Origin of the sequence: Paracoccus sp. S1E-3, from assembly GCF_013868135.1 — a bacterium.
Classification (GTDB): domain Bacteria; phylum Pseudomonadota; class Alphaproteobacteria; order Rhodobacterales; family Rhodobacteraceae; genus Paracoccus.
The window spans coordinates 463733-488620 of the sequence record NZ_JACEMU010000016.1; the positions used below are offsets into that span (position 1 = coordinate 463733).

At 63.4% G+C, this 24888-nt stretch carries 23 protein-coding genes and 2 pseudogenes; 15 read left to right on the forward strand and 10 right to left on the reverse strand.

The genetic code is table 11. From position 1 onward, the window contains the following. Positions 1 to 3 precede the first annotated feature (3 nt). Genes H1S04_RS16830 through H1S04_RS16845 form a run of 4 tightly spaced genes read right to left on the reverse strand, consistent with a single transcriptional unit; the run spans position 4 to position 4093 of the window. The gene (locus H1S04_RS16830) at positions 4 to 1002 is read right to left on the reverse strand and encodes an ABC transporter permease (protein ID WP_181746667.1); all 999 of its coding nucleotides are present in this window, start codon (positions 1000 to 1002) and stop codon (positions 4 to 6) included. After that, on the reverse strand, positions 999 to 2504 hold the full coding sequence (locus tag H1S04_RS16835) for a sugar ABC transporter ATP-binding protein (RefSeq protein WP_181746668.1): 1506 nt from the start codon (positions 2502 to 2504) through the stop codon (positions 999 to 1001). The genes H1S04_RS16830 and H1S04_RS16835 overlap by 4 nt, the downstream gene beginning before the upstream one ends. Further along, a complete protein-coding gene (locus tag H1S04_RS16840) occupies positions 2497 to 3327 on the reverse strand; it encodes an amidohydrolase (protein ID WP_181746669.1) in 831 nt (276 codons plus the stop codon). The genes H1S04_RS16835 and H1S04_RS16840 overlap by 8 nt, the downstream gene beginning before the upstream one ends. Before the next feature lie 22 nt (positions 3328 to 3349). Further along, on the reverse strand, positions 3350 to 4093 hold the full coding sequence (locus tag H1S04_RS16845; protein WP_181746670.1) for an SDR family oxidoreductase: 744 nt from the start codon (positions 4091 to 4093) through the stop codon (positions 3350 to 3352). A gap of 131 nt (positions 4094 to 4224) precedes the next feature. Between H1S04_RS16845 and H1S04_RS16850 the strand changes: the two genes are divergently transcribed. Together H1S04_RS16850 and H1S04_RS16855 are read left to right on the forward strand one after the other, a co-directional pair. Then, positions 4225 to 5019: an IclR family transcriptional regulator gene (locus H1S04_RS16850; protein WP_181746671.1), complete on the forward strand. Its 795-nt coding sequence runs from the start codon at positions 4225 to 4227 to the stop codon at positions 5017 to 5019. Positions 5020 to 5159: 140 nt separating this feature from the next. Continuing rightward, positions 5160 to 5503, forward strand: a pseudogene (locus H1S04_RS16855) (transposase); the annotation flags it as partial. A gap of 160 nt (positions 5504 to 5663) precedes the next feature. On the opposite strand, the gene H1S04_RS16860 reads toward H1S04_RS16855, so the two are convergent. Together H1S04_RS16860 and H1S04_RS16865 are read right to left on the reverse strand one after the other, a co-directional pair. Then, on the reverse strand, positions 5664 to 9137 hold the full coding sequence (locus H1S04_RS16860) for an efflux RND transporter permease subunit (protein WP_181746672.1): 3474 nt from the start codon (positions 9135 to 9137) through the stop codon (positions 5664 to 5666). A gap of 3 nt (positions 9138 to 9140) precedes the next feature. Continuing rightward, on the reverse strand, positions 9141 to 10259 hold the full coding sequence (locus H1S04_RS16865) for an efflux RND transporter periplasmic adaptor subunit (protein WP_181746673.1): 1119 nt from the start codon (positions 10257 to 10259) through the stop codon (positions 9141 to 9143). Positions 10260 to 10523: 264 nt separating this feature from the next. On the opposite strand from H1S04_RS16865, the gene H1S04_RS16870 reads away from it, so the two are divergent. Together H1S04_RS16870 and H1S04_RS18995 are read left to right on the forward strand one after the other, a co-directional pair. Beyond that, complete coding sequence (locus H1S04_RS16870; protein WP_181746674.1) at positions 10524 to 10979, forward strand: GbsR/MarR family transcriptional regulator; 456 nt, start codon at positions 10524 to 10526, stop codon at positions 10977 to 10979. A gap of 529 nt (positions 10980 to 11508) precedes the next feature. Beyond that, the gene (locus tag H1S04_RS18995) at positions 11509 to 11625 is read left to right on the forward strand and encodes a hypothetical protein (RefSeq protein ID WP_370470486.1); all 117 of its coding nucleotides are present in this window, start codon (positions 11509 to 11511) and stop codon (positions 11623 to 11625) included. Between the two features lie 4 nt (positions 11626 to 11629). Here the strand turns inward: H1S04_RS18995 and H1S04_RS16880 are convergent, their stop codons facing one another. The 3 genes from H1S04_RS16880 to H1S04_RS16890 form a co-directional block, all read right to left on the reverse strand. Next, positions 11630 to 12070 (reverse strand): cyclophilin-like fold protein, encoded by a 441-nt coding sequence (locus H1S04_RS16880; RefSeq protein ID WP_255435662.1) that lies wholly within the window; start codon positions 12068 to 12070, stop codon positions 11630 to 11632. Positions 12071 to 12142: 72 nt separating this feature from the next. Then, positions 12143 to 13099 (reverse strand): alpha/beta hydrolase, encoded by a 957-nt coding sequence (locus tag H1S04_RS16885; RefSeq protein WP_255435663.1) that lies wholly within the window; start codon positions 13097 to 13099, stop codon positions 12143 to 12145. Positions 13100 to 13270: 171 nt separating this feature from the next. Further along, on the reverse strand, positions 13271 to 14455 hold the full coding sequence (locus H1S04_RS16890; RefSeq protein ID WP_181746677.1) for an MFS transporter: 1185 nt from the start codon (positions 14453 to 14455) through the stop codon (positions 13271 to 13273). 111 nt (positions 14456 to 14566) lie between these two features. On the opposite strand from H1S04_RS16890, the gene H1S04_RS16895 reads away from it, so the two are divergent. From H1S04_RS16895 to H1S04_RS16945, 11 genes and pseudogenes are all read left to right on the forward strand, one after another. Next, positions 14567 to 15463, forward strand: a complete 897-nt coding sequence (locus tag H1S04_RS16895; RefSeq protein ID WP_181746678.1) for a LysR family transcriptional regulator — start codon at positions 14567 to 14569, stop codon at positions 15461 to 15463. Between the two features lie 57 nt (positions 15464 to 15520). Continuing rightward, positions 15521 to 15941: pseudogene (locus tag H1S04_RS16900) on the forward strand (acyl-CoA transferase). Between the two features lie 26 nt (positions 15942 to 15967). Continuing rightward, the gene (locus tag H1S04_RS16905; protein ID WP_181746679.1) at positions 15968 to 16447 is read left to right on the forward strand and encodes a phage tail tube protein; all 480 of its coding nucleotides are present in this window, start codon (positions 15968 to 15970) and stop codon (positions 16445 to 16447) included. 75 nt (positions 16448 to 16522) lie between these two features. Beyond that, positions 16523 to 18016, forward strand: coding sequence for a phage portal protein (locus tag H1S04_RS16910; RefSeq protein ID WP_181746743.1), 1494 nt, complete (start codon positions 16523 to 16525; stop codon positions 18014 to 18016). Beyond that, the gene (locus H1S04_RS16915) at positions 18016 to 19380 is read left to right on the forward strand and encodes a S49 family peptidase (RefSeq protein ID WP_181746680.1); all 1365 of its coding nucleotides are present in this window, start codon (positions 18016 to 18018) and stop codon (positions 19378 to 19380) included. The genes H1S04_RS16910 and H1S04_RS16915 overlap by 1 nt, the downstream gene beginning before the upstream one ends. Positions 19381 to 19404: 24 nt before the next feature. Further along, positions 19405 to 19785: a head decoration protein gene (locus tag H1S04_RS16920; RefSeq protein ID WP_181746681.1), complete on the forward strand. Its 381-nt coding sequence runs from the start codon at positions 19405 to 19407 to the stop codon at positions 19783 to 19785. A 58-nt stretch (positions 19786 to 19843) separates the two neighbouring features. Continuing rightward, complete coding sequence (locus H1S04_RS16925; protein ID WP_181746682.1) at positions 19844 to 20866, forward strand: major capsid protein; 1023 nt, start codon at positions 19844 to 19846, stop codon at positions 20864 to 20866. 6 nt (positions 20867 to 20872) lie between these two features. After that, positions 20873 to 21187: a hypothetical protein gene (locus tag H1S04_RS16930; RefSeq protein WP_181746683.1), complete on the forward strand. Its 315-nt coding sequence runs from the start codon at positions 20873 to 20875 to the stop codon at positions 21185 to 21187. Continuing rightward, positions 21184 to 21810 (forward strand): DUF6441 family protein, encoded by a 627-nt coding sequence (locus H1S04_RS16935; protein WP_181746684.1) that lies wholly within the window; start codon positions 21184 to 21186, stop codon positions 21808 to 21810. The genes H1S04_RS16930 and H1S04_RS16935 overlap by 4 nt, the downstream gene beginning before the upstream one ends. Positions 21811 to 21915: 105 nt before the next feature. After that, positions 21916 to 22617, forward strand: coding sequence for a hypothetical protein (locus tag H1S04_RS16940; protein ID WP_181746685.1), 702 nt, complete (start codon positions 21916 to 21918; stop codon positions 22615 to 22617). 5 nt (positions 22618 to 22622) lie between these two features. Further along, positions 22623 to 23006, forward strand: coding sequence for a hypothetical protein (locus H1S04_RS16945; protein WP_255435664.1), 384 nt, complete (start codon positions 22623 to 22625; stop codon positions 23004 to 23006). 26 nt (positions 23007 to 23032) lie between these two features. Here H1S04_RS16945 and H1S04_RS16950 read toward each other — a convergent pair whose 3' ends face one another. Next, entirely contained in the window at positions 23033 to 24808 is a 1776-nt protein-coding gene (locus H1S04_RS16950) for a hypothetical protein (RefSeq protein WP_181746687.1), read from the reverse strand. Positions 24809 to 24888: the final 80 nt, after the last annotated feature.

Genomic DNA, 24888 nt, shown 5'->3' on the forward strand with positions numbered 1-24888 from the left:
TAATCAGCTTGCCGCCCGCCGCCGCAACTGGTCGGCATAGACGGCGATGATGATGATCGCGCCGGTCACCACGGTCTGCCATTCAGGGGCCACCGACAGCACGCGCAGCCCGTTGGTCAGGACCGACATGATCAGCGCCCCGATCAGCGTGCCGAGGATGGTGCCGCGCCCGCCCGACAGGCTGGTGCCGCCGATGACCACGGCCGCAATCGCCTCCAGCTCATAGCCGAGGCCGAGCGCCGGCTGGGCCGAGTTCAGGCGGCTGGCGATCAGCAGACCGGCAATGCCGACGATGCCGCCCGCCAGCGCATAAATCGCCATCTTCCACGCATCGGTGTTGACGCCCGACAGGCGCACGGCTTCTTCGTTGGACCCGAGCGCGAAGGTATAGCGGCCCAGCACCGTGCGCGACAGGATCCATGCCGTCACCCCGGCGACCAGAAACAGGATCAGCACCCCGTTCGGCACCGGGAAGGCCGGAAAGATCGCCCCGATCAGCGAGCCCTGCGAGATCAGCGTGAAGCCCGGCGTGTCGTTGAAATAGATCGGCTTGGTGCCGGTCACGATCAGCGACAGCCCCTTCAGGATCAGCATCATGCCCAGCGTGGCGATGAAGGGCGGGATCTTCATCTTGGCAACGAAGGTGCCCGAGATCAGTCCGCAAAGCGCGCCAGTGGCAATGGAGGCGACGACGCCAAGGATCAGCGGCATCCCGAGCCATGTCAGCACCACCCCTGTCATTACCGCGCAGAAGGTCATCAGCGTGCCGATCGACAGGTCGATGCCCCCGGTGATGATGATCAGGGTGACGCCCACCGCCAGCACGCCGTTCACGGATGCCGCCTGCAGGATCGCCATGATGTTGGAAACCTGAAAGAAATTCGGGCTGGCCAGCGAAAAGCCGATCACCAGAACGATCAGGCTGGCGAAGGCCAGCAGCTTCTGTTGCGCCGCCCCGCGCAGGGCGCGCCGTTCGGCCAGCTTGTCCTCGGTCACGCTCATTGAACCGTCATCCCCTCGCGTTCGGTGGCCAATGCCATGATTTCCTCCTGCCCAGCGCCACCGGGCAGGATGCCGGTCAGCCGCCCCTCGCACATCACGGCGATGCGGTGCGACAGGCGCAGGATTTCCGGCAATTCGCTGGAAATCACGATGATCGCCTTGCCCTCGGCGGCCAGATCGCCCAGCAGGCGGTAGATTTCCGCCTTCGCGCCCACGTCGATGCCGCGCGTCGGTTCGTCGAAGATCAGGATGTCGCAGTCGCGCAAAAGCCATTTGGCGATGACGACCTTCTGCTGATTGCCGCCGGACAGCAGCCTCACCTCCTGCCGGTCATGCGGGGTGCGGATCTTCAGGCTGGCGATATAGTCGCGGGCGATGTCGCGCAGGCGCGGCTCATCGATGCGGCCCAGCCGGTCGGTATAGCGCTCCATGCTGGCCAGCGCGATATTGGCGCGCACATCCATGCCAAGGGCGAGGCCGTAATGCTTGCGGTCCTCGGACAGATAGCCGATTCCGGCGGCCACGGCGTCGGACGGGGTGCGAATGGTGACATGCTGGCCGTGAACGATGATCTCGCCATGATCGGGCGGCTCGGCGCCGAAGATGGCGCGGGCGAGTTCGGTGCGCCCCGCCCCCATCAGCCCGGCAAAGCCCAAGACTTCGCCCTTTTTCAGCGCAAAGCTGATGTCCTTGAGTTCGCGGCCCCGGCTCAGGTGACGCACCTCCAGCGCGGTTTCGGCGGCGCTCAGGTCGGGAACGGTGACGGTTTCGTCGCTGAGTTCGCGCCCAACCATCATCGAGATGATGCGGCTGATCGGCGTTTCCGCCGCCTCGACCGTGCCGACATAGGCGCCATCGCGCATCACCGTCACCCGGTCCGAGATGCGTTTGATCTCGTCCATCTTGTGGCTGATATAGATGATGCCGACGCCCTCGGCGCGCAGCTTGCGGATGATGGTGAACAGTTCCGCGATCTCGCTGTCGTTCAGCGCCGCGGTCGGCTCGTCCATGATCAGGACGCGCGAGCGATAGGACAGCGCCTTTGCGATCTCGACCATCTGCTGGCGGGCGATGGTCAGGGACGACACCGGTGCGCGCGGGTCCATAGCCACGTTCATGCCCTGAAAGATCGCGGCGGCATCTGCGTTCTGGCGGCGTTCGTCGATGCGGCCGAAGGTCAGGCGCGGCTCGCGCCCGATCCAGATGTTCTGCGCGACATTCAGATCGGCCATCAGCGCCAGTTCCTGATGGATGATGCCGATGCCCAGATCCTGCGCCGCCTTGGGGCTGGGCAGGCTGACCTCGGCCCCGTCGATCAGAATGCGGCCGCCATCGGGCTGATAGACGCCCGACAGGCATTTCATCAGCGTCGATTTCCCGGCCCCGTTCTCGCCCATCAGCGCGTGAACCTCGCCCGCGCGCAGATCGAAACTGACCGATTTCAATGCATGAACGCCGGGGAAATGCTTGTCTATGCCTTCCATGCGGACCAGTTCAGGCATCGCCAACCCCATAGAAAAGGGCGGCATTGCCGCCCATGATCGCCGCACGCTCGGCCTCGGTCAGCCCGGCCAGCAGCTCCGCCGTCAGGTCGCGCCACTCGGCATAGCCTGCGGCCAGCGTCACGACCGGCCAGTCGCTGCCCCAGATCAGCCGCTCCGGTCCGAACCAGTCCAGGAGATCGGCGACCACCGGGCGCAGCGCGTCCAGCGGCGCGGCCAACCCTTCCGGGGTCAATTCGGTTAGCAGGCCCGACAGCTTGCACCGCAGATGCGGAATCGCTGCCAGGGCCTGCATCCCCTGCCGCCAGTCATCGACGCCGCGAGGCTGCATTTTTGCGGCGTGGTCGATGACAAGCGGCAGATCGGGGTATTTTTGCGCGAAACGGGCCAGCATCGGCAGATGCCGCGCCGTCACCAGCGCATCGAAACGCAGATCCAGCCGGATCAATGCTGCGATCGCCTCGGGCCGCGCCCGTTCGATCAGCCAGTCGGTCTCCGCGATGTCCTGCAACATCGGGCGGACGCCCTTGAAGGCGGGATCGGCGGCGCGTTCGGCCAAGGCCTCGGGCGCAGCAGGATCAGAGAGATCGGCCCAGCCGACCACACCCGCGATGCGCGGATCGTCCTTGGCCAGGTCCAGCAGGAAATCCGTCTCGGCCAGCGTTGGCGCGGCCTGCACGACGATCAGCCGCCCCTCGCCCGGATAATCTTGCGGCAGGAAATCGCGGCGGATCGGGGCAAGCGGCCCCCCCTCACCCGCCAGCCAGCCGTAATCGCCACGGTCCAGCCGCCAGAAATGGCAATGTGCGTCGATGATATCCAACGCGGCCCCTCCCCGGCTGCGATCAGATAGTCACGCCGCCGTCGACCAGCACGGCCTGCCCGGTGACGAAGCGGCTTTCATCCGACAGAAGATAGACGACCAGCGGGGTGATATCCTCGACCGTGGCCAGCCGGCCCATCGGCTGGCGGGCGATGAAGTCCTTTTCCGCCTGCACCGGATCGGCGGCGGCGGCGATTCGCCCGCGCAGGCTGGGCGTGTCGACCGTGCCTGGGCACAGCGCGTTGCAGCGCAGGCCCTGCTTCACGAAATCGGCGGCGACCGCCTTGGTCAGCCCGATCACCGCCGCCTTGGTCGCCCCATAGGCGGTGCGGTTCACGAAGCCTTTGATGGAGGACGCCATCGAGGCCATGTTCAGGATCGAGGCCGTGCCGGTTTCTGCCGCGCGTTCCAGCATCCCCGGCAGGCAGGCCCGCGTCAGCCGCAGCATCGAGGTCACGTTCAGGTCCATGCTGAACGCCCAATCCGCGTCCGAAACCTCCAGAATGGTGCCGTGATGGACGAAGCCCGCGCAGTTGAACAACCCGTCGAGCGGCCCGACGCGCCCGGCAATGCCGGTGATGGCGGCGGGATCGGTCACGTCCAGCGTGGCGGTTTCGATGCCATGCTGCGACAGCCCTTCCAGCAGCGCCGCATCGCGGTCGGTCGCGATCACCTTCGCACCCTCGGCCGCACAGGCCAGCGCGCTGGCCCGGCCGATGCCCTGCCCGGCCGCCGTGATCAGAATCATCTTGCCTTGAAGCCGCATCAGATCTCCCCCATCCGGTCGCAGCATTTCGTATATGAATGATCTTTGCATATATGAAATGATATGCAAGCATAAACTTGCGCGCGAACCCGTGCGGCGGGTAGATTGCCCAGTCACTGGCGGAGGGAAGGATGGATCAGCAGAGCAGGAACACAATCACCGACATGGCCTCGGCAGAGGAGCGTTACCGCGCCCCGGCGCTCGACAAAGGCCTTGATATTCTTGAGGTTCTGTCCACGCAGGCGCGCGGGTTGACGCGGACCGAGATCGTCAAGGAACTGGGTCTCAACGCCTCGCAGATCTACCGGATGCTGGAGCGGCTGGTGGCGCGCGGCTATGTCTGCCGGTTGGACGGCGGCGACCGCTATGCGCTGACCATGAAGCTGTTCCTGCTCGGGAACGGCCACCCGCCGCTGCGCCGGCTGATCGCGCAGGCGCAGCCGATGATGGACGATTTCGCCGGTGAACTGCGGCAATCCTGCCATCTGGTCGTGCCGGAACAGGGTCACGGCATCATCGTGGCGCAGGCCAGCCCGGTCGATCACTGGGAATTCCGCGCCCGCGTCGGCGCGCAGCTGGACCTGTTCACCACCGGCTCTGGCCTGACGCTGCTGGCCTTCCAGCATCCCGACCGCGTGCAGGAAACGCTTGGCCTCTGGGGCGTGTCCGGCGCGGCCCAGCAACTTGAGGGCGCCGCCCCCCATTTGGCCGAAGTCCGCGCGCGCGGCTATCGCATCGGCCCGTCGCGTCAGGCCGTCGGCGTCACCGACCTGAGCGCCCCGGTCTTCGGCCCCGCGGGCGAAGCCGTCGCAACGATCACCTGCGCCTATATCGAACATCCCGGCGACACCCATGCCGTCCAGCGCGAGACGACGCTGACACGCCTGCTGACGCTGGCGGCCGATCTGGCGCTGAATATCGGCTGATCCGCCGCGAACCCGGTCGCGAAGCGTTCCCACGCTCCATTCTGCCACCTGCGCTTCGATGTCTGATCCCAGCCGGTGGGAAGATGATCCTCCCCCGTTGACGTGGTCCGCCATTATTATGAGGAAACGGAGGATCAAGCATGGCAAACAAGCGACCGAAGCCGGAAGAGGTCGTCTCGAAGTTACGGCAAGTCGAGGTTCTGATGGGGCAAGGCATGTCCCCTCCGGACGCGATCAGTAAGATCGGCATTGTCGAGCACTCCTATTACCGCTGGCGCAAGCAATATGACGGGATGGGTGTGGATCAGTTGAAGGAACTGACGCGCCTGCAGCAGGAGAATGAGCGGCTTCAACGTGCGGTATCGGACCTGACGCTGGACAAGCCGATCCTGACGGAGGCGGCAAAGGGAAACTTCTGAGCCCCGCTCGCCGCCGGGCCTGCATCGATCACGTTTGCAGTGAGTTGGGCGTTTCCCGCCTGCGTCAATGAGGCTACTGGATGCAACACATCGGCACTGGGTTCGCGCCGCATGCAGACAGAAGCGCCAGCAGAACCGGAACGAACAGACATCCAAGGCGGCTTCGGTGGTTCCCGGTCCTGCCGCCCCCGAGGGTGACTGCCGCCAAAGCCGGTATAAGGTCGTTTATTGGGCATCGGTCTGGCTTTCCGTGGTATGAACAGTCTTTGTCCGGCGCGAAAACAACCCCAGCACCCATGCTTTGATGCTGTCCCAATATTCGCGGCCCAGCAGGGCGATCACGATCAGGGTCAGCCCTTCCCCCAGGACGATCATGCCGGGAATGATGGCCGCCTTGTAAGGGACGTCCAGGAAAGGAACGATCGGGAAGGCGATCCAGTACAGCACGACCACGCCCAGCAGCGTCAGGCCCAGTTTCTTGCGCCATGACGCGGGCGGCGGCCGCCCCACATCAGGGCCGAGGGCATCATGCTGGACCTGCGCAACGGCGTCCGGCTGCGGGGCGGGCGCCGCCTCGGTCTTTGCGCCATGGCCGTGATCTTCGGGGGCCTTGGGCAACCACGGCTGGATGAAGCGCGTGAAGCTGTCGATATAGGACAGGATCACCGGCACCACGACCAGCGTGAGCACGGTGGAACTGATCAGGCCGCCAATCACCGCATGGGCCATCGGCGCGCGTTGCGCACCGCCGCCGGTCGTGGCGAGGGCCAAGGGGATCATGCCCACGATCATCGCCAGCGTCGTCATGATGATCGGCCGGAACCGCACGACGCCGGCACTGATCAGCGCCTCGGTCAAAGGCAGGCCGCGCTTGCGTTCCTGATTGGCGAAGTCGACCAGCAGGATGCCGTTCTTGGTCACCAGACCCATCAGCATGATGAACCCGATCATTGAAAACATGTTCAGCGTGCTACCCGCCACCATAAGCCCCAGAATGACGCCGATCAGCGACAGCGGCATGGCGGCCATGATCGCGATGGGTTGGAGGAAACTGGCGAATTGCGAGGCGAGGACCATATAGATCAGCACCACCGCCAGGATCAGCGCGGTGATCATCTCGGCCCCCGTTTCTTCCAGATCCTTGGCCGATCCGCCGATGTCGACGCGCACGCCAGCGGGCAGATCGGTCTTGGCGATCAGGGCGGTAATGTCCGCCGTCACATCGCCCAAGGCCCGCCCCTGCACATCGGCCGAGATCAGCACCTCGCGGCTGCGGTTCAGGCGCCGGATCTCGGACGCGGTGGTCGAGGGCACGAAATCCGCCACCTGATCCAGCCGCACCATGACCGGCGCGCCCTTGTCATCGGTCTTGCCGGTGCTGATTGTCAAATCACGCAGGGTGTCGATATCGACACGCGCCGCCAGCGGCAGGCGCAGGATCACGTCATAGGTCTCGCCGGTGCGGTCGGTCCATTTGGTGACCTTTTCGCCGCCCACCAATGTGTTCAGCACCGTGCCCATCCGCAGCACGTCGATGCCCAGATCGCTTGCCGCATCGCGCTTCATCCGCAGCGAGATGATGCCCGTCGGCGCTTCGGAGGAGCTGCGCAGATCGACCACGCTGGGGATCTCGTCGATGCCTTTCAGCAGCTTCGCGGCTGCGGCCTCGATGGCCTGCTGATCCTCGCCCAACACGCTCAACTGGATGCGGCTTTGACCGCCCTCCAGCCCGCCGGGCAGGATATAGGCGCGCAAGCCCGCGATCCGCGCCAGCCGGTCGCGGATGGGATCACCCAGATCGACCGGGGTGCGATCCCGATCCTCGGCCGCGACCAGCTCGACGATGACATTGGCCTTGTTCTTGCCCAGGGCGTTGCCGGTATTGATGGTGGTATAGACCGACCGCACCTCGGGGAATTCGATCAGCGCGGCCTCGACCTGTTCCAGCTTGGCGGTGGTGTAATCCAGCGAGGAGCCGACCGGCGTTTCCACCGTCAGGTTGATGCGGCCCTCATCGGCGGCCGAGACGAACTCCGCCCCGACCATCGGCACCATGGCAATGCTGCCTACAAAGGTCAGCACCGTCGCCATCAGCGTGATGAGGCGGTGCCGCAGCACCCATGCGATGACATGCTTATAGGCATGAGCCATGCGTTCGAACAGCGCATCGAAGCGGGCGACCAGACGGCCAATGAAGCCGCGCTTCACATCGGGCTGGGAATCCGGGTCATACCAGACGCTGGACAGCATCGGGTCCAGCGTGAAGCTGACGAACAGCGAAATGATGACCGCCGCCGAGACGGTCATGCCGAACTGAAAGAAGAACTGCCCGACCAGCCCGCTCATCAGCGCCACGGGCATGAAGACGGCGACGATGGTGGCGGTCGTGGCCAGCACGGCAAGGCCGATTTCGTTGGTGCCGTCGACAGCGGCGTCTTCGTGTGACTTGCCCATGTGCAGGTGGCGGGTGATGTTTTCGCGCACGACGATGGCGTCGTCGATCAGGATGCCGATGGACAGGGTCAGCGCCATCAGGCTCATCATGTTCAGGGTAATGCCCAGCAGGCTGATGACGGCGATGGTGCCGATGATCGCGATGGGCAGGGTCAGCGCGGTGATGACCGTGCTGCGCCATGAATTCAGGAACAGAAAGACGATGATGATTGCCAGCGCCGCCCCTTCGATCAGCGTATTGCGCACCTCGTGGACGGATTCGTTGACCGGGATCGAGCCGTCGGTGACGATTTCCACCGCGATGCCCAGGCGCTGAAATTCGGGCCCCATGCTGTCCAGCCGGGCCTTGACGGCATCTGTCACCTCGACCGTGTTGGCGTCCTGAATCTTGGTGATGTCGATTGCCAGCGCAGTATCGCCGTTATAGATCGCGCGGGTGTCGGGATCGGCCGCGCCATCGGTCACGCTGGCCACGTCGCGCAGATAGATCGGCGCGCCACCGCGCCGAGCGACGACCATGTCCAGCAGATCGTCGGGCTGGTCGATCCGGCCCTGCACCTGAATCAGGCTTTCGCTGAGATCGTCGATAACTGAACCCGCCGGCAGGTTCTGGTTGCCCGATTTCAGCGCCTCGACCACCTCATTGGCGCCGACATCAAGGGCGCGCAGGCTGGCTTCGTTGATGCGGATGTCGATCTGGCGGCTTTGCCCGCCGATCAGCTGCGCCCGGCCCACGCCCGACACGGTGTTCAGCGATTTGACGATGCGCTGTTCGGCAATCGTTGTCAGTTCGGCCAGCGACAGGGTCGTGGTGCTGAGCGCGACCGACAGCACCGGCGTATCGTTGGGGTTGAAGCGCTGGATGACAGGCTTCTTGACCGCTTCGGGAAACTCGCCTTCCAAGGGCGACACCCGGTCACGCACGTCCTGCGCCGCCGACAAGCCGTCGACATCCAGTTTGAACTGCGCCGTCACGACCGACTGCCCCTCGTAAGAGGTCGAGCTGACCTTATCCAGACCGCTGATCGAATTCAGCGCCTCTTCGATCGGACGCGAGATTTCGGTCTCGACCGTATCGGGGGTGGCGCCGGGATAAACGGTGGTGACGGTGACGACCGGGAATTCGAATTTCGGATACAGGTCCACATTGATCCGGGTCAGGCTGACAAGGCCAAAGACCAGCAGAGCCACCATCATCATGGTGGTCAGAACCGGCTGACTGACGGCAAGCTTCGTCAGGAACATGGGTCAGCCCCCCAGCTTCGGGGCCGACACCTGCGCGCCCTCGACCAGCCCGGCGATAGGCGCGCGCAACACACTGTCGCCGCCCGACAAGCCTTCGGTCACCTCGATTTCGCGCCCCCAGCTATCGCCGATGGCAATGTCGCGGCGCTGCAGGCGGCCATCCGTCACAATCAGCACATAGGGTTGATCGCTGTCGCGCCGCTGCGCGCTGTCGGGAATTGCGATGGCATCGGGCTTTTCACGCACCGTGATGGTGCCCGAGGCGAACATGCCGCCAAACAACCGCGCATCGGTCGGGTCAAGGCGCAGAAAGACCGGCACGAAACGCGTGCCTTCATTCGCCGCCGGGCTGATCAGCTGGACCTCGGCGGTCAGGCTGCGGCCGGGCAGGCCGTCAATGGTCAATTCCGCCTTCTGGCCCACCGCAAGGCGGGTCACGTCGCGGGTGGCGACCAGCACTTCAGCCTCGAAGGCGGTGCTGTCGACGATGGTCATCAGATCGCTGCCATTCGCGACAGTCTCGCCGATCTCAACGCTGCGGGTGGCGACGGTGCCAGCCATCGGCGCCCTGACCTCGGCATGGGTCAGCGCATTGCGGGCGGTTTCGACCTGCGCCTCAGCGGCGGTGACATCGGCCTGGGCAGAGGCGGCTTCGTTTTCCGCGTTTTCCAACGCCGACAGCGAGGCCACACGCCGATCGCGCAGGGCGCGCGACTTGGACAGGTTCTGTTCGGCCTGCAGGTTGCGGGCTTCCGTAGCGCTCAGCTGGGCTTCGGCCTTGCGCAGCTCGGCCGCCAGATCCTCACGGTCAAAACGCAGCAGGACATCGCCCTGCTGAACGGCCTGACCGGGGCGCACCAGCACCGCGGTCACGCTGCCGGAAACACGCGCCTTGACCACTGCCCTGTCGACTTCGCGCAGCTCGCCGCTGACATTCACCAGATCGCGCAGAGTTTTCGGCGCGACGGTGAACAGATCCACGGCGGCCAGTTCGCGCGCCGCCGGTGCAGCAGGTTGCGCCGCAACCGAGGCCGGCTCGATGGCAACCTCATCCTGGTCGCCATACAGCACGACGCCCGCCAGAACGGCACCGCCAAGCAACAGCGCGGCTGCGATTTTCATACCCCTAGAGGCCATTTTCGATGTCCTTGTTCTGAGAGATGCCCACACTGATGCGCCCCGTCATGCCGGGCGCGAGGCTCTTGCGAAGCCGCGGATCACAGGCCAAACAGGGCCGGTCCCGTCGGCACGCCGGCGGAGGGAAAAGCAGGGCATGGTGTTGTTCGTTCTCGCGGTTACAGGCGGTGCGATATTGTTCAATTCAAATTGAACGATTAGATAGGGCCTGTCAATGCCCGCCACAACCCCCTTCGAAGGAGATATGACATGGACAGCCGCCACCAGTTCCTGATTTTGATGGAACAGTTGGCCCCTCTGTCGGGACTGACCCCCATCGCCGCCCGGATTCTTGGCGTGCTGATTTTCGATGGCCGCGAGATGTCGTTTTCAGAGCTGGCGCAGGACCTTCAGGTCAGCCGTGGTTCGATCAGCACCAACACGCGGATGCTGGCCGACTGGCACGTCATCGAGCGGGTCCGAAAGCCCGGCGAACGTCAGGACCATTTCCGCGTCGCCCCCGAAGTCTTCCCTCAACTTCTTTCTGAATGGGCACGCAGCGCGACTGAGGCCGCCAACGCCATGCGCGGCATCAGCACGAGCATGCCGGATACGGAAGCCGCACCGCGAGATCGTATCGAAAGCTTCGCCGACCTTTACGAGAGTATGGCGGATGCTATGGCGGCGTCGGCAACAAGCATGATGGGGCAAGACCGAGAGGAATGATGCTTCACGGCATGGCTCCGCAGGCGGTTAATCAGGGAGCCAGCGCCCATCCTGGACCGCCCGCCCTCAGGGCGAAAAGCCCGACGAAGCACTACTCTCGCTCCTCAGGACCCGTGAGACCGAGGTCGAGAGCTTCCGCGCGGAACTGACCCGGCTTGCCGAGCCATCGGAGCTGATGGCCGAGTCCTCGATCCTGCCGGTGAACAAGTGCCCGCGCCTGGCGATCCGGCTGCACAGCTCGAACTGATGAACGCCTTCAGCGCCGCCATGGACCGCATCTTCGGCCATCCAGACATGGGGCTAGCCGCTGTCTGGATCGCGGGTGGCCCATCCGAAGAACGGCCGATCCGCCTGATCCGCCTGATCCGCCGCGCGCCGGACCGGATCACCGAATTCGGATCTGCCCGCATCCTGTCGGAGACCCTGACGGCGGATATCCGGGTCAGCGACCTCCCCGATTCCCGGCCGGGCGTTGCCGTGCAGATCGAAGACCGGGCGCGGGTGGACTACCGTGCCGATCTTCCTGCTGGTGTCGCAGGTCAGGCTGCCGAAGCGACTGGATCTGGCGCGGGAGGCAGAACAGGCGGAGGATGCGGTGCCGGGGCGGATCGTCGGGAAGTGGGTCGAGGGGAAAATTGCTAACTGACTGATCAGGAGATCAATTCGATCCGCAGCGGAAACTCACCATTTACGAGCAAGGGATCGATGCGGCCCTCGATCCTTCCCAGCCGGATCAGGTCGCCGCGATAGCTGTAGCTGTCGTGGAAGAAGGCGAGATTGCCCCAGCCACGGAAGTAGCACAGATCGCCGGGGGCTTCGTCGGTGTAGTCGACCAGCCCGCCTTCATCCAACCGGCGCGGCAAGTGAGCGATCTTCTCATTGGTGGAAAAGTCGCTGATCGTCAGATCCAGTGGCAGCATTGAGACGAAATCGCGCGTCGTGGCGCTGTCCTGCAACGCGACGGTGAATTCCTGATTGGCAAATGTGCAGCGGACGCGCATGGGCGTGGGCTCGGTCTGGGCAAGGATGGGGCGGCCGGCAAGCAAGGTCGCGGCAGCCGCGATGACGTTGCGCCGGGTCATGGTCAGCATATCAGGTCCTTTCTTGGCAAAGAGAGAACTCAAGGATCGCGGCCGGCGTTCATCGCCCCGGCCGCGGTCTGATCAAACGAGATTGTCGCCAAAAAAGCTTTCGATCCGGTCGAAGGGGATCACATCGACCTTGTCGTAAAGATCGGTGTGATTGGCGCCGGGCACGATCAGCAGTTCCTTTGGCTCAGCCGCTGCCTCATAGGCAGTTTCGCTGAAATAGCGCGAATGGGCATTTTCGCCGTGGATCAGCAGCACCGGGCGTGGCGAGATTTCGGCGATATAGCTGAGGATCGGCATGTTCATGAAACTCAGCGGCGTCGTCACTGTCCACGCATTGCCCGAATTGACCGCGCGCGGGTGATAGCCACGCGGCGTCATGTAGTAGTCGTGATAGTCGGCCATGAATTGCGGCGCGTCGGATGCAACTTCGGTGTTGTATGCGGGCTGATAGGCTGGCGAGCCATTCGCTGCATCATCCCAACGCTGACGGCTCAGGGTTTCCAGCGTTTCGGCCCGCTGCTCTGGGGTCACGCTGTCGTTGTAGCCACGCGACATGACCCGGGTCATGTCATACATCGTGCTGGCCACGACTGCCTTGACGCGCTTGTCGACCGCGACCGCGTTCAAGGCCATGCCGCCCCAACCACAGATGCCGATCACGCCGATTCGTTCCCGATCCACCGCTTCATGCAGGCCCAGATAGTCAACGGCGGCCATGAAGTCCTCGGTATTGATGTCGGGCGAGGCGACATTGCGCGGCTCGCCCCCGCTTTCGCCGGTAAAGGACGGATCGAAGGCCAGTGCGACAAAGCCGCGTTCGGCCATGGTCTGCGCGTAAAGGCCCGAGGATTGTTCTTTGACAGCCCCAAAAGGGCCGCTGACGGCGAGGGCTGGCGTCGCGCCCGCCGTCCGATCCTTGGGCAGGTAAAGATCGCCTGTCAGCGTGATCCCGTATCGGTTGGTGAAGCTGACCTTTTCATGATCAACGCGGTCGCTTTGCGGGAAAACCTTGTCCCATTCCTGTGTCATGGTCTGCGCCTTTGCTGTTGATGTGTTGATAATCGAAGCCGCACCGATGGCGGCAACACTTGCGCCGGTCATTTTCAGAAGCGCGCGGCGACCGAATTTTCGGCCAGCTTTCGGGGCGTTCGTTTCTTCGTGAAGTTGGGTCGTCATAACAGTGTCCCTTTCAGGTCTGATTCAGTTCGCCGGTTTCAGCATTCGCTGCCCGTTGCCGATCAGCGCCACGGCGGCGGCAGCGAGGGCAATAGCGCCCGCAAAGGTTGCGGTGATGGAAAAGGCATCCAGCAGCAGCCCGCCAATAACGGCCCCCAGCAGGATCGAGCCCTGGATCGCAGCGACCATCAGGCTGCCACCCGCCTCGGCTTGGTCATCGACGTTCTGCGACATCCAGGTCATGAAGATCACCGACAATGCCGTGTTCATCGCACCCCAGATGGCCAGCAGAATGCCCACTGCGAGGGTCGAACTGCCGGTGAGGATCAGCGCCAGCGTGACGCCGCCCATCACCAGAGCGGGCAGTTTCAAAAGCCGCTCGACGCCATCGCCGACAAAGCGGCCCGCAGCCCAGGTTCCGGCAAAACCGGCGACACCAAGGACAAGCAGCAGAATTGGCAGCAGTGTCGCATCGACGCCGGTCACCTGCTCCAGAAACGGGCGCAGATAGGTGAACATGGTGAAGGCCGCGCCCCAGCTGAGCATCGCAGCGATCAGCCCGCGCAGGAAATAGGGGCGGCGCAGGACCTCGATCAGGGCACCGAAATTCCGGCGGCCACGCGCAGGCAGCGACGGCAGCGCGATCAGGTGCCAGATCAGGTTCAGTGCCACCAGCGGAGTCAGCGCCCAGAACACCACGCGCCAGCCGAAGATATCGCCAAGATAGGCCCCCAACGGCGCGGCAAAGGCTGCGGCGATGGCCTGCCCGCCATACATGATCGACAGGGCCTTGGGCACATCCCCAGACGGCACCAGCCGCATCATCACGGCCGTCGCCAGGGCCCAGAAGCCACCGATGCAGATGCCCAGAACGGCGCGCGCAATGATAAGAACGGCGAAATTCCGAGCCATGGCGACCATGACAAGGGATGCCAGGATCAACGCGGTCAGTGCAATCAGCACCCATTTGCGGTTGAACTGACCTGCCGCCGTTGTGATCAGCAGGCTTGCGGCCAAGGCGAACAAGCCGCTGACCGAAATGGCCTGCCCGGTCGCGCCTTCGCTGGCATCCAGACCTGCAGCCATCGGCGTCAGCAAGCTTACCGGCATGAATTCCGACGCGATCAGCAGCGCCACGCAAAGGGACATGGACAGAACAGCGCCCCATTGGGCGTTGGATCTGGTATGGGCAAAGGCCGCGTCGGTCATGGCTGATCTCCGTCTTCTCTGGGTTGGGCAGAAGATAGAGGCAGCACGCCAATCTGATTAGCCATGCGAAATTGCATGGACTAATCGATACGGTCGATTAATGATCGCCCAATGTCAAAGACCGATTTCAACGATCTGATGTGGTTCCGCATCGTTGCCGAGGAACGCAACTTTACCCGCGCCGCCGCCCGGATCGGCGTGGCGCAATCGACGCTGAGCCATACGATCAAGCGGTTGGAAACCAATATGGGGATCCGCCTGCTGACACGGACCACGCGCAGCGTCGCCCCAACCCCGGCGGGCGAGCGCCTGCTGGCCACCGTCGCACCGCGCCTGACCGAGATCGAGGACGAGATCGCGGCGCTGATGGAGTTCCGCGACAAGCCCTCGGGTTCGATCCGGTTGACGTTGTCGGATCACGCGCTGGAAACCGTCGTCTGGCCGAAGCTGAAACCGGTTCTGGTTGACCATCCTGATGTCAGCGTGGAATTCAGCCTCGACAGCAGTTTCCGCAATATTGTCGAGGACGGGTTCGATGCCGGTGTCAGGCTGGGCGAAAGTGTCGAAAAGGACATGATCGCTGTGCGCATCGGCCCGGACTGGCGGATGGTCGCCGTCGCCTCACCCGGCTATTTCGCAGAACATGGCGTGCCGGAACACCCGCAGGATCTTCTGAGGCACAATTGCATCAACATGCGCCACGAAAGCCGCGGCGGGCTGTATCCTTGGGAATTCGAGAAGGACGGACAGGAACTGAATGTCCGCGTGGAGGGCCAACTGACCTTCAACAATTCCTACGCGATGATGGATGCAGCACTCAGCGGGATGGGCGTCGCCTTCGTGCCGAACAGTCTGGCCGACGATCACGTCGCCTCGGGCGCGCTGCAACTGGTGCTTGACGACTGGTCACCCTACTTCGATGGCTATTTCCTCTACTACCCGACACGCCGCCAGAGCTTGCCGGTGTTTCGGCTGATCGTCGATGCACTAAGGCAGCGACAAGCTTGATAAATTGCAAATGCTGGTATCGGGCTTACCGTTCACCCCAAGCTGAAATCGGAATCAATGTCCTCCACCCGCGAAACAATCCTCGCAGCGCTACACGAGCGACTTTCGCCGCTGCCCACCACTGCCCTGCGCGGGAACGCCCTGCCCGAGCGCGTTCCAACCGATGGCCTCTTGATCCTGCGCGATGGCGAACCGAACGAGCCCGAAATGACATTGTCGCCCATGCGCTATCATTGTCAGCACCGCGCCAAGATCGAGGCGGTGGTTCAGGGCGTTGACCGTGATGCCGCCTTTGATGCGCTCTGCGCCAGCATCGGCACCACCATCGCCTCGGACCGAGGCACTGGGCGGGTTCTGCGACTGGGTCGAGGCGGAAGCGCCGCGCCCGGTTGATCTTCCCGTCGAGGGTGCGGCCAGCCTGAAGGCGGCGGTGATCCCCGACGTCCTGCACTACACCTCCGCCGATCCGCTCGGCTGAACCACCCTAAAATCGAGGAGAACACGATGGCACGGGCCTGGGGGGCGCGGGCGCAGATGGCGCTGGCGTTCGAGACTGTCTATGGCACGCCGCCGGTGGACGGCTTCACCAAGATGCCCTTCGCCAGCACCACGCTCGGGGCGGAGCAGCCGCTGTTGAACTCGGAGCTGCTGGGCTATGCCAACAATCTCGACCGGATCGAGACCATCCGCGGCGATGGCCGCGTCGATAGCGCCGATCCGTCCATTGCCGCCCTGACCGGATCGATTGAGGTCCGGTTCGCCGACAGCGCACTGGTGACACAAGCTATGGATTGCGAGGCCTGCGAGCTGGATTTCTCCTATGCCCCGCCTTCAGGCGAGAGCTTCGCCTTCACCGTGCATGCCGTCTACCTGCCGCGCCCCCGGATCGAGAGTTCCGGGCCGGAGGGTGTGCAGGCGACCTTCGAGTGGCAGGCCGCACGCGACAGCACGCTCGGCCGCATTTGCACCGCCATGCGCGCCTAAGAACGCAACCGCGTCAGCACCATCATGACGCTCTGCGCCCGGCACGGGCTGGACGCCACGTTCCAGAACGATCTAATGGCGCGCGGCGTGTCGGTCGGCGCGATCATCGGCGGGTTCGATGCCGCGCAGTCTCATCGACGCCTGCGCGGATTCCGCGCCAGCCGCGCCCATGTGAACACGCTGATCGCAGGCGCGGGCGAAACCATCACGGCCCGCGCCCGCTGGCTGGCGCGGAACAACGGCTATGCATCCGGGGCGGTGGAAGCCTTCGCCAGCAATGTCATCGGTGACGGGATCAAGCCCTCTTCATCGATTGCAGATGCGGCGCAGAAGGAAGCACTGCAGAAACTCTGGCTCCTCTGGACGGATGAGGCCGATGCCGAAGGTCTGACCGATTTCTACGGGTTGCAGCGCCGTGCCGCCCGCGAACTGTTTCTCGCGGGCGAGGTGTTTCTGCGCCTGCGGCCGCGCCGACCCGAGGACAGGCTATCGGTGCCGCTGCAGCTGCAGATGCTGCCCTCGGAAATGCTGCCGATGGATCTGAATCGGGAATTACCGGGCGGCGGGACCATTCGGGCTGGCATCGAATTCGACGGCATCGGGCGCCGCGTGGCCTATCACCTGCTCCGCTGCCACCCGGGCGATATGACCGATCCGGGGCTGGTGGGCGAGACTGTGGGTGTGCCTGCCTCGGAAATCGTCCATGTGCTGGACCCGGTCGAGGCCGGTCAGCTGCGCGGCGTGTCGCGTTTCGCGCCTGCAATTGTAAAGCTGTTCACGCTGGATCTCTACGACGATGCCGAGCTGGAGCGGAAGAAGACCGCGGCGATGTTCGCGATGTTCATCACCTCGCCCGCCCCGGAAACCCCGCTGGAACCGGCCGAAGAGGATCTGGAGGTCGAACCCGGTCAGGTGGTCCGTCTCGATCCGGGCGAGGATGTCTCGACCCCCGCCACCCCGGATTCCGGGTCGACCTATGAGCCGTTTCAATATCGGACCTTGCTGCAGATCGCGGCGGCGCTGGGCATTCCCTATCCCTATCTGACCGGCGATGCGGCGCGCGGCAACTTTTCCAATACCCGCGTGGCGCTGCTGGACTTCCGGCGCCGGGTCTCGGCGATCCAGCACAGCGTCATCGTCCATCAGCTCTGTCGCCCGGTCTGGCAGCGCTGGCTGGATCTGGCGGTGCTGGCGGGTGCCATCGACCTGCCCGGCTATGATCGCGACCGGCGCAGCTATCAGGCGGTCAGCTGGCTGCCGACTCGCTGGGACTGGGTCGATCCGATGAAGGATGCCTCGGCCGAGATCCTGCAGATCGAGGCCGGTCTCAAATCCCGCAGCCAGGCCATCTCCGAGCGTGGTTTTGATGCCGAACAGGTCGACCGCGAAATCGCGGCCGAGCGCAAGCGCGAGGCGGCGCTGGGCCTCGACTTCAGGAGGCCGGGCTCGCCCGCGCAGGGGCCGAAGGGTGAGGTTGATGGCGAGGCTGGGACCAAAGACGACCGCGACGACGACCCAGATGCCGATGAGACCGACGACTACGATGCCAAACCCAAGGGGAACCGCTGATGCATCACGCCCAGATCGCCCAGCGCGCCTTCGACACGCCGCTGATGATCGCCCCCACCAAGGCACTGGCCTTTCTCTCCGGCCTCGGTCCGCGCATCACAGGACAGGAGATCAGGTTTGACGGCGCGACCATTGCCGAACCCGATCTGATTGGCACCCGGCGAACCGCCCGCGCCTCGCTGATCGGCGGCGACCTCGCCCCGCACCATGGTGAAGACACCGATGCGCCCTTCCCGGTCATCGATGGCGTGGCGGTCATCGCCATTGCCGGAACGCTGGTTCATCGCGGCGCCTGGATCGGGCAGAGTTCTGGCCTGACCTCCTATGAAGGGCTTGCCGCGCAGATTGACGCCGCCGTCAGCGATCCTGCCATTCGTGGCATCGCGCTGGAGATCGACAGCTTTGGCGGCGAGGTGGCTGGGGCTTTCGATCTGGCCGACCGGATCCGCGCCGCGCGGAATGCAAAACCCGTCCACGCTATCCTCGCTGAACATGCGCTCTCGGCCGGTTATGCACTGGCCTCGCAGGCGACCCGCATCACCCTGCCGCGTACCGGGGCGGCGGGCAGTATCGGTGTCATCACCATGCATACCGACCTGTCCGGCATGCTGGCCCAGAAGGGCGTGGCGGTGACGCTGATCCATGCCGGGGCCCAAAAAGCCGATGGCAATCCCTATGCCGCCCTGCCCGAAGGCATCCGCGACCGGCTGCAAGCCGAGCTGGAGGATCTGCGGATGCTCTTCGCCGAGACCGTTGCCGCCGGGCGCGGTGCCCGGATGTCCAATGACGCGGCGCTGGCCACCGAAGCCGCGGTCTTCCGTGGCGCGGCGGCTGTCGAGGCCGGTCTGGCGGATGCCGTGGCCGATCCCCGCGCCGCCTTTCGCGCCTTTGCCGACAGCCTCAGCGGCCCGGCATTGCCGGTCGGGCGACCGACGAAATCCCCGACCCTTTCACCACCCCACCCCAAGCAGGAGATGATCATGAGTGATCAGACGGATGAAGATGCCCGGACACCGGACCAGCAACACCCGCAAGCCGCCACGCAGGACCAACCGAGCGCGCCGACGGCGGAACCGCCCAGCGCCAAAGCGCCTGTGGCTCCGACCGATGCCGAGGCCATCCGCGCCGAGGCCGCCGAAGTGGCCTCGATCTGCGCGCAGGCGGCCAAGCTGGGTGTCACCCTGGACGCCGCCGATGCGGTCCGGCGCGGGGTGAGCCCTGATGCGCTGCGCGGCCAGATCCTCGACAGCCTCGCGGCCAGAAGCGACGCCAGCGGCATTCTGGCCAGCGCACCCGCGCCCACGAACAAGCCGAGCCCGCTCGTCGCCGCCGTCCGCAAATCCGCCGACAGCGCCCAGCGCTGATCCCCTGACATCCCGGAGACCACAATGCCCGTCCTGATCCAGCCGCCCAGCATGGGCGATGCGCTCAAATATGAGCTGAACCCCAACTATACCCGCGAGACCGTGACACTGGCCGAAGGCACCGAATACCCCGCCGGGGCGGTTCTGGGCCGTATCACCGTCAGCGGCCAATATACCTTCGCCAGCCATGGCGGCAGCGATGGCGCGGAAACCGCCGTCGGCATCCTGCTCTATCCGGTCGATACGCGGCTGGCGGAAGCCACCGGCATCCTGCTCGCGCGTGGCCCGGCGATCCTGTCGCGGGACGCCCTCTTCTACGATGGCAGCGTCGATGATGCCGCCAAGATCGCCCTGAAGCACGCAGAACTGACCGCGCTGGGCATCGTCATCCGCGACAGCGCCTGACCGGCGGCTGCGGCTGCGGCGCTTTCTTTCTTATCCTCCTTCTCGACAAGGTTTCCCCATGACCATCATCCGCAATCCCTTCGATGCCGGCGGCTACTCGCTGGCCGAGATGACGCAGGCCATCAATATCCTGCCGAACCTCTACACCCGCCTCGGCGAACTGGGCCTCTTCCGCTTCGAGGGGGTCAGCCAGCGCAGCGTCATCATCGAACAGATCGAGGGCGTCCTGAACCTCCTGCCCTCGGTGCCGCTGGGCGGTCCGGCCACGGTAGGTTCGCGCGAGGGCCGCGCCATGCGCAGTTTTGCGCTCCCCTGGATCCCGCATGACGATGTGATCCTGCCTGCCGATATTCAGGGCGTTCCGGCCATCGGCGCCGGAGACGAAGCCGATCCGCTGGTCGCGGTCATGACCCGCAAACTGACCCTGATGCGCCGCAAACATGCCCAGACCCGCGAATATATGGAGATGAACGCGCTGCGCGGCATCGTGAAGGACGGCGCCGGGACCACCCTCTACAACTATTTCACCGAATTCGGCATCGCGCAGATCAGCGTCGATTTCGTCCTCGGCACCGCTGGCACGAACGTTCAGGGCAAGGTCCGCGAGGTGCTGCGGGCGGTCGAGGACAATCTGTTGGGCGAAAGCATGTCGGGGGTCCACGCGCTCGTCAGCCGCGAATTCTTCGACAAGCTGATCTCGCACCCCAAAACGGAAGAGGCCTATAAATTCTATGCTGCCACCGGGGCCCAACCGCTGCGGCAGGATGTCCGTCGCAACTTCCCCTTCGCGGGCATCCTCTTCGAGGAATATGCAGGCGCGGTGACGCTCTCGACCAAGGCATCGGAACGTCTCGTCCCAGCCAATGAGGGCATCGCCTTCCCGACCGGGACCATGGACACCTTCACCACCTATGGCGGGCCTGCCAACCTGCTGGAAACGGCGAATACTATCGGTCTGCCGCTCTATGCCCGCCAGCATCTCGACCCGAAGGGACGCTGGATCGATCTGATGACCGAGGCCTCGATCCTGCCGGTCAACAAGCGCCCGCGTCTCGCGATCCGGCTGCACACATCGAACTGACCGGCCATGAACGCCTTCAGTGCCGCCATGGATCGCATCTTCGCGCATCCCGATAGGGGCATCTCCGCCGTCTGGATCGCGGGCGGGACATCGGAGGAACGCCCGATCCGCCTCATCCGCCGCGCCCCGGACCGGATCACCGAGTTCGGATCGGCGCGCATCCTGTCCGAGACCCTGACCGCCGATATCCGGATCAACGATCTCCCCGACCCACGGCCGGGCGATCTGATCGTCATCGGCGCCGACAGTTTTTCCGTCCAGGGCGAGCCAATCCGGGACCGCGACCGGCTGGTCTGGACCGTAGAGCTGGTGCCCGCGTGAAGCTGAAGCTCGACATTGATCCGGATCTCGTCGCCATGATGCAGGCCGAGATCAAGGCAGGCGAGAAAGCCGTGACCGGTGCCATGCGCGAGGCTGGCGCGGGCCTCAAGACCGCATGGCGCGGCCAGATCACCGGGGCCGGATTGGGGCGGCGGCTGGCGAATTCGATCCGCAACGCCACCTATCCGAAGGCGGGAGACAGCCTCAACGCCACCGCGCTGGTCTGGTCCAAGGCCCCGGTCATCATCGGCGCCCACAATGCCGGGCCGCTGATCCGGTCCAAGGACGGCTTCTGGCTGGCGATCCCCACGGAAGCTGCCGGAAAATCCCTGCGCGGCGGACGCATCACGCCTGGCGAATGGGAGAGACGCACCGGGCTGCGGCTGCGCTACGTCTATCGCAGGCGCGGGCCGAGCCTGCTGGTCGCCGAGGGGCGGCTGAATACCAAGGGTCGCGCGGTGGCATCACGCTCGAAAACCGGGCGCGGGCGCGCCACCGTGCCGATCTTCCTGCTGGTGCCGCAGGTCAGGCTGCCGAAGCGGCTGGATCTTGCACGGGATGCGGAACGGGCGGCGGATGGCGTGCCGGGGAGGATCGTCGGGAAGTGGGTGGAAAAGCGTTGAAGGAGCACAACCAAGCCAAAATCCGTCGCCGCGGCAATTTGGCAGGACAATTCTCAGCCAGCATTCCTGTTGCGTCCAGCGTCAGCGTCGCTACATACTGGGATAATGAACCAACAGACGCCCATCCATGAATTCGTCGGGGTCGGCCTTTATTCTGTGGCCGACGCAGCGAAGCTTCTGAAGGCACCACCGCGGAACTTGCGGCGGTGGTTGGGTGGCTATGACTACAAGCGAGATGACGAAATCCGGCATGTGCCGCCACTCTGGACCCCGGACATTCCCAAGCTCGACGATGATATCGAGCTGAGTTTTCGCGATCTGATCGAACTCCGTTTCGTGAGAGCTTTCCTTGAAAAGGGAATCGGACTGAAGGCTGTTCGGAACTGCCTGGACTATGCCCGGCAATGCATCGAAACTGACCGGCCGTTTTCGTCCGGCCGTTTCCGGACTGATGGCAGGACCATCTTTCTGGAAAGTCTCGAAGCTTCAGGCGAGCCTAAATTGCTTGACCTCAAGGAAAAGCAATACGTTTTCAAGCAGGTGGTCGAGCAGAGCTTCAAGGATCTGGACCTGGAAGGCGATATAGTCGCGCGATGGCGGCCGTATCGCGGCAAGGACAGTATCGTTGTCGATCCGACCCGATCCTTCGGTCAACCGGTGGCTGCAGCTTCTGGCGTGCCAACCATCGTGCTGGCAGAGGCCGTAAAAGCCGAGGGCTCCGTCGCTCGCGTCGCGGAATTGTATGAAGTCGACAAGTCCGTCGTACAGGATGCTGTCAGGTTCCATGAGGAGCTGTTGGCCGCTTGAAGGTGATGGTTGATGAAAACCTCCCCCCGGCCATGGCGAAGGCGCTTGCAGCCCTTTTCGCCGGAAAGCACGAAATCATTCATCTGAGGCAGCGGTTTGGTCCGGCGGTAAAGGATACCGAATGGATTGCCGCACTGCATTCAGAGGGTCATTGGATCATCATCTCTGCAGATCGAAGGATTGCAAAGAACAAGGCCGAACAACAGGCATTTAAAGGATCCAAGCTGGTCGGCTTCTTCTTTGCATCTGGACTGCAGAAGGCAAAACTGACCAAGCAGATGGAGCGGCTGATGGCGCTTTGGGAGACGATCGAGAAACAGGCAGAACTGGTCGGCGGCGGTGCAATGTTCGAGATCCCAATGAAGAGCACCAAGCTCAACCAGATTTGATTGTCGATCAGTTTCGATTCCTGAGCTCACCGTTCGAGAAACTGGCGAAGCTGCGAATTTAGATGTGCAAAACTGGCTACGACAGCATCGAGGACATGATCAAGCGCTCGCCCGTAGCCTTCGTTCAGGGCTGCCACGTCGAAATCAAGGCGCTCGAGCGCGACCAGTACCCCACCAGCGTCATGTGCGTCGGCAATCCTAAGGTCGTTATTCAGGAACAATGCTGCCATGGCACAATTTCTGACAGTCAGATCTTCTGGTATCGTCCCGGCGCCAAAAGCGTCGATCTGCTCCCCGTCGGCGTTCAAGCGCTCAAGAATGTTGGTCATCGCCTGAAGCAGCCTCAGGCCTGCAAACTCTTTGATGTCTTTGCCGTCATGGCCCGCAGACTTGATTAAAGAACGCAGGAAGCCGTTGGGGACGCGCTGCGCGATTTCGTGGATATTCTTGCATCGCGAAAGAAATTCCTGCTCTGACATGTCCAATGGCGCGACCTGTGCCAGACGGCAAAGTTCCGGATAACCGGTCCAGCCTTCGTTCTTCAGCTCCTGTCGGTCAAACTTCACGATGTCGGGGGCAGATTCATCGCGCCCAACGGCACGTCCCAGTTCTTCCAGCATGTCACCAAGTTCGAGCAGAACGTCCAGATAGCGCTGGGTTTTTTCTACGATGTGCTCCTCGCCCAGGTCAAATTCAGCAACTTTGGCCTGAGCCAGTGCGTGTGAGTGCGCGTGTATGATTTCCCGGTCCGGAAGCCCTTTGTAGAGTTCACGCATCGGCACCCTGATCAAATTACGGCCAACGCGGATACAATCACGGAAGGCCCATTGCCCTTGATATGACGGGCTGCATCGCCAGACCGATCCTGATCGGAACGGCGTGGAGTTGAAGAAATGGTTCTGTTCATATCTCTTGAGAAATCGATCATCGAGAAAAACAGATTCCCCCGGGTACCTAATTTGTCTGGCCCGATTACGGGTCATCGGTTCCGCATCGCCGGGCCACAGAAGACCATCAGCACTTTTGTCTCGGCACAGTTCAGGCGTTACGGCGGTGACGGTCGCCCAAAGCTGAAGCAGCAGCTGCCCCTCATACTCCCGGATGCAAAGCTCGAACCAACCCGGATCGGGTTTGAACTCAACCGACGTTTCGCCATTCATCAGCGCGCGCAACGCCTCGCAGTCCGCGACCGCCGCTTCGTAGTAAAAGACACGAACCCCATGGCACCCTCGCATCCAGAGATAGCGCCTGAGATGCTCGTTGGACATCTGCCAAGACACGTTTCGAGAAACCGAGAAGTAATGTTGCGTCGAGATTTCGCCCTCGACCACGCCGAATTCTGGCAATGACAGGTCATCAAAAATGATCTTCTGCCGTCCCCCGTCGGCGGGGTCGCCGCCTATACAACGAGGCGACAGTCCTAGCGCCATCCACACCTTTTCAGCGAGGTTATAGGTGTAGAAAGAGCCATCCCCCCAAGACGCCACGACATAGTCGAGACCGGAAACGGATGGCACAAAATCAGACAGACCGCCCATTGCGCGGACATCTGGAGTCGAATACTCGACCACCCCTTCTCCGGCCTCGGAGGAAATATCCTGAAGGTGAATTGTTGGCTGCGGCGAAAGCGCCATCAGCATGTGGCAATATTCGCGGCGCGGACCGAACTGATCAAAATCGTAGTGAGATGTGACCTCAACCTTTCGGCTTGGGTCGGAATCGACGGGTTGCAGCAATTGGAGCAACTTCAGGGGCAAGAGGTTCGCTGGTATCGGGAACTGCGACAGGTAGTCCGGGATCATGCTGAACCTCACTTGGATTGAACGATGGTGTTGTGACCGACGATTACGGCGAGCCAACAACGCACCTTATAAGAAAGTGC

What these genes read in the sequence shown, in the direction of transcription:
- H1S04_RS16830 (WP_181746667.1), bottom strand. Translation starts at nt 1,002, where the DNA reads ATGAGCGTGACCGAGGACAAGCTGGCCGAACGGCGCGCCCTGCGCGGG.
- H1S04_RS16835 (WP_181746668.1), bottom strand. Translation starts at nt 2,504, where the DNA reads ATGCCTGAACTGGTCCGCATGGAAGGCATAGACAAGCATTTCCCCGGC.
- H1S04_RS16845 (WP_181746670.1), bottom strand. Translation starts at nt 4,093, where the DNA reads ATGCGGCTTCAAGGCAAGATGATTCTGATCACGGCGGCCGGGCAGGGC.
- H1S04_RS16850 (WP_181746671.1), top strand. Translation starts at nt 4,225, where the DNA reads ATGGATCAGCAGAGCAGGAACACAATCACCGACATGGCCTCGGCAGAG.
- H1S04_RS16860 (WP_181746672.1), bottom strand. Translation starts at nt 9,137, where the DNA reads ATGTTCCTGACGAAGCTTGCCGTCAGTCAGCCGGTTCTGACCACCATG.
- H1S04_RS16865 (WP_181746673.1), bottom strand. Translation starts at nt 10,259, where the DNA reads ATGAAAATCGCAGCCGCGCTGTTGCTTGGCGGTGCCGTTCTGGCGGGC.
- H1S04_RS16870 (WP_181746674.1), top strand. Translation starts at nt 10,524, where the DNA reads ATGGACAGCCGCCACCAGTTCCTGATTTTGATGGAACAGTTGGCCCCT.
- H1S04_RS16880 (WP_255435662.1), bottom strand. Translation starts at nt 12,070, where the DNA reads ATGCTGACCATGACCCGGCGCAACGTCATCGCGGCTGCCGCGACCTTG.
- H1S04_RS16885 (WP_255435663.1), bottom strand. Translation starts at nt 13,099, where the DNA reads ATGACACAGGAATGGGACAAGGTTTTCCCGCAAAGCGACCGCGTTGAT.
- H1S04_RS16890 (WP_181746677.1), bottom strand. Translation starts at nt 14,455, where the DNA reads ATGACCGACGCGGCCTTTGCCCATACCAGATCCAACGCCCAATGGGGC.
- H1S04_RS16895 (WP_181746678.1), top strand. Translation starts at nt 14,567, where the DNA reads ATGTCAAAGACCGATTTCAACGATCTGATGTGGTTCCGCATCGTTGCC.
- H1S04_RS16905 (WP_181746679.1), top strand. Translation starts at nt 15,968, where the DNA reads ATGGCACGGGCCTGGGGGGCGCGGGCGCAGATGGCGCTGGCGTTCGAG.
- H1S04_RS16910 (WP_181746743.1), top strand. Translation starts at nt 16,523, where the DNA reads ATGGCGCGCGGCGTGTCGGTCGGCGCGATCATCGGCGGGTTCGATGCC.
- H1S04_RS16915 (WP_181746680.1), top strand. Translation starts at nt 18,016, where the DNA reads ATGCATCACGCCCAGATCGCCCAGCGCGCCTTCGACACGCCGCTGATG.
- H1S04_RS16920 (WP_181746681.1), top strand. Translation starts at nt 19,405, where the DNA reads ATGCCCGTCCTGATCCAGCCGCCCAGCATGGGCGATGCGCTCAAATAT.
- H1S04_RS16925 (WP_181746682.1), top strand. Translation starts at nt 19,844, where the DNA reads ATGACCATCATCCGCAATCCCTTCGATGCCGGCGGCTACTCGCTGGCC.
- H1S04_RS16930 (WP_181746683.1), top strand. Translation starts at nt 20,873, where the DNA reads ATGAACGCCTTCAGTGCCGCCATGGATCGCATCTTCGCGCATCCCGAT.
- H1S04_RS16940 (WP_181746685.1), top strand. Translation starts at nt 21,916, where the DNA reads ATGAACCAACAGACGCCCATCCATGAATTCGTCGGGGTCGGCCTTTAT.
- H1S04_RS16945 (WP_255435664.1), top strand. Translation starts at nt 22,623, where the DNA reads ATGGTTGATGAAAACCTCCCCCCGGCCATGGCGAAGGCGCTTGCAGCC.
- H1S04_RS16950 (WP_181746687.1), bottom strand. Translation starts at nt 24,808, where the DNA reads ATGATCCCGGACTACCTGTCGCAGTTCCCGATACCAGCGAACCTCTTG.